Source organism: Brucella daejeonensis, assembly GCF_014199265.1.
In the GTDB taxonomy this organism is placed as follows: Bacteria; Pseudomonadota; Alphaproteobacteria; order Rhizobiales; family Rhizobiaceae; genus Brucella; species Brucella daejeonensis.
Genome location: NZ_JACIJG010000003.1, coordinates 1 through 12,756, shown reverse-complemented (window position 1 = coordinate 12,756; position 12,756 = coordinate 1). Strand labels below are relative to the sequence as shown.

Below are 12,756 nucleotides of genomic sequence, written 5' to 3'. Positions count from 1 at the left end.
CACTAGTTAAGGCCGCGTTTTTCGATCATGGCGTCCGGCGTCGGCATCTTGCCGCGGAAGGCCTTGTAAAGCTCTTCCGGGTCACGGCTTCCGCCTGCCGAATAGATGTGCTGCTTCAGCTTCGCCGCCAGTTCGGGGTTGAAGGCGTCGCCCGTTTCCTCGAATGCCGAGAAGGCATCGGCGTCGAGCACTTCCGACCACATATAGGAATAATAGCCCGCCGAATAACCGTCGCCGGAAAATACGTGCGTGAAATGCGGTGTGCGGTGACGCATGACGATTGCATCCGGCATTGAAAGTTTCGACAGGGTCTGCGCTTCGAATGCCAGCGGATCGGCAATCTTTTCCGCGCCCGTATGGAAAGCCATGTCCACGAGCGCCGAAGAGGTGAATTCGACCGTATCGAAACCGGCATTGAAGGTGCGTGCGGCCAGAACCTTCTCCAACAGCGCCTTCGGCATGGCGTCGCCGGTGCGGTAGTGCACGGCATATTTTTCGAGCACGGCCGGGACGGTCAGCCAGTGTTCGTAAAGCTGCGACGGCAGTTCCACGAAATCGCGCGAGACGGCGGTGCCGGAAACGGCGGGCCATGTCACGTCCGACAGAAGGCCGTGCAGGGCATGACCGAATTCATGGAACAGCGTGCGCGCGTCGTCGAGCGAGAGCAGGGCGGGTTCGCCCGCCTTGGGCTTGGCGAAGTTCATGACGTTATAGATGATCGGCTTCTGGCCGTCGCCGAGCTTGTGGCTCGATTGCAGCGCGCTCATCCATGCACCGGAGCGCTTCGAGGTGCGGGCGAAATAATCGCCGAGGAAAAGGCCGCGTTCGCTGCCGTCGGGATTGAATACCTGAAACACCCGTACATCCGGGTGCCATGCGGCTATGCCCTTCTTTTCCTCGAAGCGGATGCCGAACAGGCGGCCCGCCACGTCGAAAGCGGCCTCGACGATCTTCTCCAGTTGCAGGTAGGGCTTCAGTTCGGCTTCGTCGAAAGCGAAACGTTCGGCGCGCAGCTTTTCCGCGTAGAAGCGCCAGTCCCATGGCGCCACCTTGTGGTTGCCGCCATCGGCTGCGATCAGCCGCTCCAGTTCGGCCTGTTCCTCCGCCGCCTTGGCGCGCGCCTTGTCCCATACGGGTTCGAGCAGGTCCATGACGGCCTTCGGTGTCTTGGCCATGGTGTCGTCAAGCTTGTAGGCGGCAAAATTGGCATAGCCGAGCAGATGCGCCTTGCGCTCGCGCAGTTCCACCATTTCGCGCACAATGTCGCGATTGTCGGTCTCGCCGCCATTTTCACCGCGCTTCGCCCAGGCGCTGAACGCCTGTTCGCGGAGCGCACGGTTCTGCGAGAAGGACAGGAATGGTTCCACAATCGAACGCGACAGCGTGACCGCCCAGGCCTCCGGCCTGCCGCGTTCAGTGGCAGCACCCTGCATGGCGTTTTTCAGGAAATCCGGCAGACCGGCAAGGTCGGCTTCGTCGGTGATGAACAGCGCCCAGCCCGACTCGTCCTTCAGCACGTTCTGGCCGAAACGCGCGCCAAGCCCGGCAAGCTTCTCATTGATGGCGGCAAGCTCGGTCTTGCCCGCCTCGTCAAGCTTCGCGCCGGACCGGACAAAGCCCTTCCAGGTCTTTTCCAGAACGCGCTTCGTTTCGATGTCGAGGTCCAGCATGTCGCGGTTTTCGTAAAGCGCGTCGATGCGGGCGAACAGTGCCGGGTCCATCATGACGCGCGAATAATGACGCGACATTTTCGGCGCGATCTCGCGTTCCAGCGCCTGGATCGCATTGTTGGTATGCGCGCCCGCGCGCATCCAGAAAACGGCGGAGACGCGTTTGAGCGCCTTGCCGGTCAGTTGCAGGGCTTTCAGCGTGTTGTCGATGGTCGGTTCGTCCTTCGCTCCGGCGACGGCTTCCACTTCGGCTAGGTCCCGCGCCAGCGCCGCCTCGAAAGCGGGCGCGAAATCGTCATCCCTGAAAGCGGTGAAATCCGGCAGGCCCAGCGGTCCGTTCCATTCGGTCAGCGCATGATTATAAACGGGCTTGTCGGACATGATGAGGCTCCAGATCAAATGCTTCGATATGCACCAGACTTAGGCGCTGCCTCGCGGGCGGGCAAGGGGGCGCGAACCGCTGACACCGGCTTTCGGGAAAAAGCGTTTTACATTTTCCGGCAGGGCTTGACTTTGGCGGTCGCGGGGCGCACATCACGCCCGCTGCCAGTTTCCGTGGCGGCAATTTCAATCGGAGTTTTATTCTCTTATGCCCAGCGACAGTCATAGTCGATTGTTTCAGCCGTCAAGGCAGTTCGTGATCTGATCGCTCGCGGTCGGCTTGCACGGTCTGCCTTCGACGGCGGATCGACAGAAAGGCAAGCCCATGACCGGCCTCAAGCCCGACAACAACTTCCTTGCGGAAGATCTCAATGTTGCCGATCTTCCCGCCGCCGCCATCGCAAGCCGCATTGCGGATATGCGTACCGGCGACGCGGTGGAACTCGTCAACGAACTCGATGCCGATGATGCAGTCGCCGTCACCGCGCAGCTTTCGCACGAGGATGCCATCCGCCTGCTCGACCAGCCGGAACTGCATCGTGCGACCGAAATCCTCGCAACCCTCCCGCCCGGCCTCGCAAGCCTTCTGCTCGACGGCATGTCGGCGGACCGCGCCACCGACGTCTTTCAGGACATGGAAGACGAGGACCGCGCGCGCCTCTTTCCCGTTCTCGCGCCCGAAACCAAGGTCGCGCTGAAGAAGCTCATGGGCTATCCGCCGAATACGGCGGGTTCGCTCATGACCATCGAATTCATTGCCGTGCCGACGAACTGGAATGTCGGGCAGACGCTGGATCATATCCGCAAGGTCGAGCGCACGCGTGAAACGGTCTATGCGATCTATGTGATCGACCCGATCACACGGGTTTTGCAGGGCGTGGTCAGCCTGCGCCGCCTCATCATTCGTGAACCCGACGAGCCGATCCTGTCGATTGCGCGTGACGACGAGCCGATCACCATTTCGCCGCTGGCAAGCCGCGAGGAGGTAGCGCGCCTGTTCCGCAAGCATGACCTTCTGGCCGTGCCGGTGGTCGATGAAGGCCGCCATATCATCGGCATCGTGACCGTGGATGACGTGCTTGACGCGATGACGGAAGAAGCGAGCGAGGACGCCTATCGCTTTGGCGGCATGGAGGCGCTGGACAAGCCCTATATGCGGCTCGGCTTCGGTGAGATGCTGAAAAAGCGCGCCGGCTGGCTCGGCATTCTGTTCCTCGGCGAAATGCTGACGGCAAGCGCCATGCAGTATTTCGAGGGAGAACTGGAAAAGGCGCTGGTGCTGACGCTGTTCATCCCGCTCATCATGTCCTCGGGCGGCAATTCCGGTTCGCAGGCGACCTCGCTCATCATCCGCGCGCTGGCCTTGCAGGAAATCAGGCTCAAGGACTGGTGGCGCGTCGCGCTACGCGAAATCCCTTCCGGTCTGGCGCTCGGCAGTTTTCTGGGTTGCATCGGCATTCTGCGCATCGTCGCATGGCAGACGCTCGGCATCTACGATTACGGCGAACACTGGATGTTGGTCGGGTTCACTGTCGGCATGGCGCTGGTCTGCATCGTCACCTTCGGTTCGCTGACCGGCTCCATGCTGCCTTTCGTGCTGCAAAGGCTGGGCTTCGATCCGGCAAGCGCATCCGCGCCATTCGTGGCGACGCTTGTCGACGTCACGGGGCTGGTGATTTATTTCAGCGTGGCGCTGGTCATTTTGTCCGGCACGTTGCTCTGAACCGTTCCGACACAGACAAAAAACTGTCAGATTGACGGTGTAAAAGCGCGGTGAAATGCAGGTTTCCTCGCGAAATACGGGGCAGTTTCGCGCTGCCCCTTTCTAAAACGCAAAAAAACCTGTAAGAGCGCCGCATTGTTTTTCCGCGCGGGTCTGTTGGCGCGGCTCCCAACTCATACAGAAGTGATCTCCATATGGAATTGCGTAATATCGCTATTATCGCACACGTCGATCATGGCAAAACCACACTGGTCGACGAACTCCTGAAGCAGTCCGGCTCGTTCCGCGAGAACCAGCGCGTTGCAGAACGCATGATGGACTCCAACGATATTGAAAAGGAACGCGGGATCACCATTCTCGCCAAGGCGACCTCGGTTGTCTGGAAAAACACCCGCATCAATATCGTCGATACGCCCGGCCACGCCGATTTCGGCGGTGAAGTTGAACGTATCCTTTCGATGGTGGACGGCGCCATCGTTCTCGTGGACGCCGCCGAAGGCCCGATGCCGCAGACGAAATTCGTCGTCGGCAAGGCGCTCAAGGTCGGCCTGAAGCCCATTGTCGCGATCAACAAGATCGACCGTCCCGATGGCCGTCACGAGGAAGTCGTCAACGAAGTCTTCGACCTCTTCGCCAATCTCGACGCAACCGACGAGCAGCTCGACTTCCCGATCCTCTACGGTTCCGGCCGTAACGGCTGGATGGCGCTGAACCCGGAAGGCCCGAAGGATGAAGGCCTGTCCCCGCTGTTCGATCTGGTGCTCAAGCACGTTCCGGCCCCGAAGGTTGCCGAAGGCCCGTTCCGCATGATCGGCACGATCCTCGAAGCTGATCCGTTCCTTGGCCGCATCATCACCGGCCGCATTCATTCCGGCTCGATCAAGGCGAACCAGGCCGTCAAGGTTCTGGGGCAGGACGGCTCGCTGCTCGAAAACGGCCGTATCTCGAAGATCCTCGCTTTCCGCGGTATCGAGCGTCAGGCTATCGACGAGGCGCAGGCAGGCGACATCGTTGCCATCGCCGGTCTGTCCAAGGGCACGGTTGCCGACACGTTCTGCGATCCGTCGGTCAATGCGCCGCTGGAAGCCCAGCCGATCGATCCGCCGACCGTCACCATGTCCTTCATCGTCAATGACAGCCCCTATGCGGGCACCGAAGGCGACAAGGTGACGAGCCGCGTCATTCGCGATCGTCTGCTCAAGGAAGCCGAGGGCAATGTCGCGCTGAAGATCGAGGAATCGAGCGAAAAGGATTCCTTCTTCGTGTCCGGTCGCGGCGAATTGCAGCTTGCCGTTCTGATCGAAAACATGCGCCGTGAAGGCTTTGAACTTGGCGTCTCGCGTCCGCGCGTCGTCATGAAGGAAGGCGACAATGGCGAAATGCTGGAGCCGGTCGAGGAAGTCGTCATCGACGTCGATGAGGAATATTCCGGCACGGTCGTGCAGAAAATGTCCGAGCGCAAGGCCGAAATGGTCGAGCTGCGTCCTTCGGGCGGCAACCGCGTGCGCATGGTTTTCTACGCGCCGACCCGCGGCCTGATCGGCTACCAGTCGGAACTTCTGACCGATACGCGCGGCACGGCGATCATGAACCGCCTGTTCCACGACTACCAGCCTTTCAAGGGTGAGATTGCCGGACGCAACAACGGCGTTCTGATCTCCAACGATCAGGGCGAAGCGGTTGCCTATGCGCTCTTCAACCTTGAAGATCGCGGCCCGATGATCATCGATGCGGGCGTCAAGGTCTATCAGGGTATGCTGATCGGCATCCACAGCCGTGACAACGATCTTGAAGTCAATGTCCTGAAGGGCAAGAAGCTCACCAACGTGCGCGCCGCCGGCAAGGATGAAGCCGTGAAGCTGACCCCGCCGATCAAGATGACGCTGGAACGCGCCTTGTCGTGGATTCAGGATGACGAACTGGTGGAAGTGACGCCGAAGTCGATCCGCCTGCGCAAGCTCTACCTCGATCCGAACGAGCGCAAGCGTTTTGAAAAGAGCGGCAAGGCAAGCGTTGCCTGATCGACACTGCGATAGTGAATTGGAAACGGCGCCTTCGGGCGCCGTTTCTTTTTTACTTTATTTATTGAATATTAGAATAGGATAATATTATAGAAATTAATCATATATATAGACTTCATTGGAAATAAATTACACCATCTGTAATATTGAGGCGTCATTCGGGAGTATTTTCAGATGTGTTTAGCCTGCAATCCAGGAATGCTTGCTGTTGTCCGGCACGCGGCAACCAGACGTGATTTTCTGAAATATATGGGTGGAGCTGCAGTTTCGGCCTTTGCCGCGACTGCCGTGGAACCGGCGCTTGGTATCGGTCGCGCTTATGCAGCAGACGATCCGGCCGATGTGATCTTTCGCGGTGGGCCGATCCTGTCCATCAACCCTGCCGCGCCGCGCGCCGAGGCGCTGGCCATTCGCGGCGAGCGCATATTGGCGATAGGTTCCATGGACGAAGTCGATGCCTATCGCGGTAGCGCAACGCGCATTGTCGATCTGGATGGCCGAACGCTGATGCCGGGGCTGATCGATCCGCACATGCATTCGACTTTTGTCGCCATGGACGACTGGCTGGATGTCGGCCCGATTTCCACGCCGACTTTCGATCAGGTCTGGAACAAGCTGCGCGATGCGGTGGCCAGGGCCAAGGAAGGCGAGTGGGTCCGTGCCCAGTTGTTCGATCCGAGCATCACCAAAGGCGCGCATGTTCCCACGCTTAAGGAACTGGATGAACTTGCTCCGAACAATCCATTTTTCATGATGGAGAGCAACGGGCATATCTCCTATGTCAACAGCAAGGCGCTGGCTATTGCAGGCGTTTCGGACTCCTCAGCCGATCTTCCCGAATCCCGTTTTGTCAAAGATGCAAACGGCAAGTTGACGGGGCGTCTGGAAGAGCCGCCGTCATTCATGCCGTTCCTGGGCAAGATGCCCATGCCGACGGCCGTCCAGTTGCAGGAATATACCCGCAGGATGATGGATCACGCCGCTTCCGTGGGCTGCACCTCGCTGCACGATTGCGGCGTTGGCATGTTGGCGGCAGAACATGACGTGGCGCTTCTGGACGCTGTCATGGCAAAGAAGCCGCCAATCCGTTATCGCGGCATGTTGGTGTCAACCGCCATGGATCAGTGGGAGAAGCTTGGCTTCAAGCCCGGTCGCGGAACGGATATGTATCGCCTTGATGGCATCAAGGCATGGGCGGATGGCTCCAATCAGGCCAAAACCGGCTATCAGCGCGAGAACTATCTGGGCACGGATAGTCGTGGAGCGATGAATTATACGCCAGAAGAGCTGACGGAAGCCATTCGCCGCGCGCATAAGGGCGGCTGGCAGGTCGGCGTTCATGCCAATGGCGATGCGGCGATCGATGCGACGATTGCCGCCTACGAAACCGTGTTGAAGGAAACGCCGCGCGACGATCACCGCCACCGCATCGAACATTGCAGCGTCTTTCACCCCGAACAGATGGCGAAGATGAAGGAGCTGGGTCTGTCGCCAAGCTTCCTGATCGGTCATGTGCACTGGTGGGGCAAGGCATTCCGGGACGAAATTCTGGGGCCGGATCGTGCGAAATTCTACGACCCGTGCGCTTCGGCACTGGCGGCCGGGCTGATAATCTCGTTCCATTCCGACTGGAACGTGACGCCTATCGAACCGCTGCGTTATGTCGAAAACGCCGTGACCCGCATTATGAATGACGGCGGGGATGTGTTCTTTCCCGATGAGCGAATTCCGGTCGATGCTGCGTTACGCGCCGTGACCATCGATGCCGCGTGGCATTGCCGCATGGATGACATTGTCGGCAGTCTGGAACCCGGAAAATATGCCGATCTGACCATTCTGGAGCAGGACCCGACCACCGTTGATCCGGCGACGATCAGCAAGATCAAGGTCAGCGAAACATGGCTCTCCGGCGAGGAGCGTCATAGCGCTTGAAAACAGAGAGCCGCCAGATGCCATGATCTGGCGGCTTCTTCTATCTCTCGCCGCGCCGATAGGGCTGCATCAGCGCCTGCGGCACGCGCGCGCGCCGCGCCATGACGATCAGCGCGACAATCGACATGATATAGGGGATCATCAGGAAAAGCTGATAAGGCACAGCCTTGCCGTAAACGGTTTGCAGGCGAAGCTGGAAGGCATCGAAAAGCGCGAACAGCAGAGCGCCCAGAAGGGCGCGCGCCGGTTTCCATGATGAAAAGACCACCAATGCAATACACACCCAGCCACGTCCCTGCATCATCGTCGGGAAGAACGAATTGAACGCGGAAAGCGTCAGGAATGCGCCGCCCACCGCCATCAGCGCGCTGCCGAACATGATCGTGAAAATGCGTACGCGGATGGGATCGATGCCTTGCGCTTCCGCCGCATGGGGATTTTCGCCGGTCATGCGGATGGCAAGGCCGAGCGGCGTGCGGAACAGCACATAACCAAGCAGCAGGGCCAGCGGAATGGCGATCCATGTCAGCGCGGTTTGAGAGCCGAGCACCTGTCCGATGAAGGGAAGGTCAGTGAGCCATGACGGATTGACCGGCTGGAACGGGGTGATCGTCGGTGGTGTCGAGGAAAGCGGCACCAGAAGGCGGAACAGGAAATAGCTGAGACTCGATGAAAACAGCGTGATGCCGAGGCCGACCACATGCTGCGACAGGCCGAGCGGCACGGTAAGTGCGGCGTGAAGCAGGCCGAACAGCGCGCCGGAAGCTGCCGCTGCCAGAACGCCCACCCACAGGTCCGCGCCGTTGAACACGGTCAGCCAGCCAATCATCGCGCCGAAGGTCATGATACCTTCGATGCCGAGATTGAGCACACCGGCGCGTTCGCAATAAAGCGCGCCAAGCGTGCCGAAAATCAGCGGCGTCGCGATGCGCAGGACCGAAACCCACAGGCCCGCGGAGAGCAGGATATCCATCAGCGCGTTCATCGGGCGATCCTGTATTGAGTGAAGAAGAGTGCGACCAGCATGGTCAAGAGCGACAGCGCCACGGTGACGTCGGCAATGAAGCTTGGAATGCCGATGGCGCGGCTCATGCCGTCGGCGCCGACGAACATGGCGGCGGTGAAAAGCGCGGAGAAGATCGCGCCGATGGGGTTCAGATTGGCGAGCATGGCGACAATGATGCCGGAATAGCCAAAGCCCGGCGAAAGATCGGTCGTGACATAGCCTTTCACGCCCATGACCTGTATCGCGCCCGCAAGCCCGGCCAGCCCGCCGGAAATGCAGGCGACTTTTATGAGCGTCTTGCCCAGCGGCACACCGGCAAACCGCGCCGCCGCAGGGTTGAGCCCCGCTGCCTTGGTTTCAAGGCCGAAGACGGTACGCTTCTGCACATAGGCGATGACAAGCGCCAGCACGATGGCGATGACGATGCCGATATGAAGCCGCATGCCGGACATGATCTTGGGCAAGACGGCGGTGTCTGGCACCGGTTCGGATTGCGGCCAGCCAAAGGCGAGGGGATCCTTCATCGGTCCCTCGATCATCATGGAAACAATGAGCACGGCGATGAAGTTCAAAAGAAGCGTGGTCACGACTTCATCGACACCGAAGCGCAGGCGAAGCCCGAGCGGTATCAGGAGAAAAATCATGCCCGCGATTGCCCCGACCACAAGCAGGAGCGGGATCAAAAGCGGGGCGGGAAGCTGCAATTGCGCGCCGACAGCCACCACGGCCAGCGCGCCCATATAAAACTGGCCTTCTGCGCCGATGTTCCAGAGCTTTGAGCGGAAGGCGACGGCGGCGGCAAGACCGGTCAGCATCAGGGGCGCTGCGCGGGTCAGCGTTTCGGTGATCGAAAGCTTATTGCCGAAAGCGCCGATGGCGATCTGACGGAAGGCTTCCAGCACCGGCGCTCCGGCGGCGGCGATCAGCAATCCGGCCAGAATGAAAGCGGCCAGAACGGCGATGACCGGCGCAGTTGCAACCAGTGCCATGGGACGTGTTTCGCGTAGCTCGATCCGCATCAGTTCAGCCCCTTCGTATTTGCATGCCATTCACCGGCCATCATCAGTCCGAGCTTTTGCGCATTGACTTCAGCCGCGTCGATAGGCGGTGACAGACGACCTTTAACAATCGCTTGAACCCGATCCGCCAAGCCAATGATTTCATCGAGATCTTCCGAGATTAGCAGAACGGCGGCACCCTTGGCGCGGGCTTCCAGAATACGGGCATGGATCGCAGCGACCGCGCCTTCATCGAGGCCGCGCGTGGGCTGCGCGGCGATCAGAATACGCGGGGCGGTTTCCAGATTACGACCCAGAATGAGTTTTTGCATATTGCCGCCCGAAAGCAGGCGGATGCGGCTATCGGGCGTGCCGCCGCGTACATCGAAATCCTTGATGATGCGGTCGGTAAATGCACGCGCCGCATTGCGATTGACCAGAAAACCGTTCGAGAATTCCGGATCGCGCACGCGCTCCAGAATAGCGTTTTCCCACAGCGTCAGGTCACCGATGACGCCCTCGGCATTGCGGTCTTCCGGGATGCGCCCAATACCATCGGCCACAAAGCGGCGCGGATCAAAGGTTGTGACTTCTTTCCCAAATAGGGTGAGCGCGCCTTTGGTGGGCTGGCTGAGACCGGAGACCAGCCGCCCCAGTGCCGCCTGCCCATTGCCGGATACGCCGATGATGCCGAGCGTTTCACCTGCGCGTAAATGAAAATCGAGGTCGGAAAGACGGGTGATACCGTCTTCGACAACGGTGATGTTCTTGGCTTCCAGCAAAGTCTCGCCGGGCGTCGCAACGGCGCGGGTGGGGCGCGACACGCGCCGGCCGACCATCAATTCCGCCAGTTCTTCCTTCGAGGTTTCCGATGTTCGGCGTTCGGCGACCACCTTGCCGCCGCGCAAAATCACGACGCGGCCTGCCGCCGACATGACTTCGTGCAACTTGTGCGAAATGAAGATCAGCGACAGGCCCTGACGCGCCATTTCCTTCAAGGTGGCGAACAGGCTCTCCGCTTCCTGCGTGGTCAAAACGGCGGTCGGCTCATCGAGGATCAGAATATCGGCGTCGTTATAGAGCGCCTTGAGAATTTCCACACGCTGTTGCTCACCGACCGACAGATCGCCGAGCCGCGCATCGGGATCGACTTTCAGGCCGAAACGGTCGGCAATTTTTGTGATTTTTGCCCGTGCTGCACGATCGGCGGATTTGAGTTTCCAGAGATTTTCCGTGCCGGTGACGATATTTTCCAGAACCGTCAGATTGGGCGCGAGGGTAAAATGCTGATGCACCATGCCCACGCCCGCATCGATGGCCGCACGCGGCTTGCCCTGCGGGATTTCCGCGCCCTTGACGAAAACGCGGCCCTCATCCGGCACATAATGGCCGAACAGGATATTCATCAGTGTCGTTTTGCCCGCGCCGTTTTCGCCAAGAAAGGCGAGAATTTCGCCGCGTCCGAGCTTTAGCGAAATATCGTCATTGGCGGTCAGGTGGCCAAAACGCTTGGTGATGTTTTGCAGTTCAAGGACGGTGGAGGTCATGAGGTGCCCGTGCAGGAGGCGCGCCGATGTTTTGGCATCGGCGCGGAGGCATGATTATTTCGGCTCATCAGCGTTGAGCTTGAGCGTGAATGCGCCGGATTTGATCTCGGCGCGGCGCGCTTCCATCTTTGCCTCGGCTTCCGCAGGCGCGACGCCCTTGACATAGGCGATGTCGTTGCCGCCTTCCTTCATCATGCTGAATGGCGTGTAGTCCTTGCCGGTCGGCTGTCCGGCCTTCGCATCTGCGACGGCTGCATTGAGGATCGGGCCAAAATTCCAGATTGCATTGGCAAAAACCGTATCCGGGTAACGCGACGTATAGTCGGTCAGCGAGCCGATCGCCTTGATGCCGCGTTCCTTGGCGGCGTCCGCCGTGCCGATGCGCTCGCCGAACAGAATATCCGCGCCGGAATCGATGGCCGCAAGACCGGCCTCACGCGCCTTCGGCGGGTCGAAGAAGGTGCCCATGAAGGAAGCGACGAATTTCGCATCGGGCCGCGTTTCACGCACACCGTCCTGAAAGGCGTTAATCAGCATGTTGATTTCGGGGATCGGCACCGCGCCGACCGAACCGAACACGCCCGACTTGCTCATGGCGCCGGCCAGCATTCCGGTCAGATAACCGGCTTCGAAATTCCAGGTGCCGAACACGCCGAAATTGTCGCCCTGCGGTTTGCCCGACGAACCCATGACAAAGGCGGTCTGCGGATAGTCGCCCGCAACCTGACGCGCTTCGCGTTCGACGGCATAGGCTTCGCCGATAATCAGCTTGACGCCCTGTTCGGCATATTCGCGCATGGCGCGGGGATAGTCGCTTGCCGAAACGCCTTCAGAGAAAACATACTCGATGACGCCTTCGTCATTGGCCTGCTTGAGCGCTTCATGAAGGCGGGAATTCCAGGCATTTTCAACCGGCGAGGCATGAATGCCTGCGACTTTCAGCTTTTCGCCAGCGGCAAAAACGCGGGTCGAGATTGCCGTTGCGCCCAGTGCCGCCGACATTGCGAGAATATCGCGGCGTGTGAAGTTCGATGTCTTGATGATTTTGGTCATGGACCCCTCTTGGATGTTTTCGGCGCGCGGATGCGCGCAGCCGGTTGCTTCGTTTTAAACACGCACGGTCATGAGCAACGATTTGCATCATTGCCTAAACCATCGTGAATTCAAGTGGTTTCTGGGGTTAGCCGCTAGTGTGGTGGATTTGAGGTTCCTATTATTTGCATGGCATCTACGTTTAGGAACGTCAATCCATAAACCACATTAGATTCAATATATTACTAGTGTGGCTTTGAATCCGAAATTCGTTCGCCACATTATTGATCTGACGCCGACATTTGCATCCCTCTGATACAGGCGCCGAGCAAATGTCGGAATCGAAAAGATCACTAGGGCGTGGTGACGATTTAACTATCGAAGCCATATTGCCAGGGCGGCGAGTTTGACGAAGCCCATGAAGTTGACGAGCAGCTTGTCGTATC

Annotated in this window: 8 protein-coding genes; 3 read left to right on the top strand and 5 right to left on the bottom strand. The window is 59.3% G+C overall.

The annotated features are described in order from the left end of the window. Positions 1–2: 2 nt before the first annotated feature. Positions 3–2,051, bottom strand: coding sequence for a M3 family metallopeptidase (locus FHS76_RS04020; protein ID WP_183648475.1), 2,049 nt, complete (start codon positions 2,049–2,051; stop codon positions 3–5). A gap of 325 nt (positions 2,052–2,376) precedes the next feature. Between FHS76_RS04020 and mgtE the strand changes: the two genes are divergently transcribed. From mgtE to FHS76_RS04005, 3 genes are all read left to right on the top strand, one after another. Next, entirely contained in the window at positions 2,377–3,774 is a 1,398-nt protein-coding gene (mgtE, locus tag FHS76_RS04015) for a magnesium transporter (protein ID WP_183648472.1), read from the top strand. A 194-nt stretch (positions 3,775–3,968) separates the two neighbouring features. Next, positions 3,969–5,795 (top strand): translational GTPase TypA, encoded by a 1,827-nt coding sequence (typA, locus tag FHS76_RS04010; RefSeq protein WP_183648469.1) that lies wholly within the window; start codon positions 3,969–3,971, stop codon positions 5,793–5,795. A gap of 174 nt (positions 5,796–5,969) precedes the next feature. Next, on the top strand, positions 5,970–7,727 hold the full coding sequence (locus FHS76_RS04005; RefSeq protein ID WP_183648466.1) for an amidohydrolase: 1,758 nt from the start codon (positions 5,970–5,972) through the stop codon (positions 7,725–7,727). A gap of 40 nt (positions 7,728–7,767) precedes the next feature. On the opposite strand, the gene FHS76_RS04000 is transcribed toward FHS76_RS04005, so the two are convergent. From FHS76_RS04000 to FHS76_RS03985, 4 genes are read right to left on the bottom strand one after another with little or no spacing between them, the layout of a single operon-like run. Beyond that, positions 7,768–8,712, bottom strand: a complete 945-nt coding sequence (locus FHS76_RS04000) for an ABC transporter permease (protein ID WP_183648463.1) — start codon at positions 8,710–8,712, stop codon at positions 7,768–7,770. Next, on the bottom strand, positions 8,709–9,752 hold the full coding sequence (locus tag FHS76_RS03995) for an ABC transporter permease (RefSeq protein ID WP_183649287.1): 1,044 nt from the start codon (positions 9,750–9,752) through the stop codon (positions 8,709–8,711). Before FHS76_RS03995 ends, FHS76_RS04000 begins: the two co-directional genes overlap by 4 nt. Next, on the bottom strand, positions 9,752–11,278 hold the full coding sequence (locus FHS76_RS03990; protein ID WP_183648460.1) for an ABC transporter ATP-binding protein: 1,527 nt from the start codon (positions 11,276–11,278) through the stop codon (positions 9,752–9,754). The genes FHS76_RS03995 and FHS76_RS03990 overlap by 1 nt, the downstream gene beginning before the upstream one ends. 54 nt (positions 11,279–11,332) lie before the next feature. Next, the gene (locus FHS76_RS03985; protein ID WP_374828573.1) at positions 11,333–12,322 is read right to left on the bottom strand and encodes a BMP family protein; all 990 of its coding nucleotides are present in this window, start codon (positions 12,320–12,322) and stop codon (positions 11,333–11,335) included. Between the last annotated feature and the right edge of the window lie 434 nt (positions 12,323–12,756).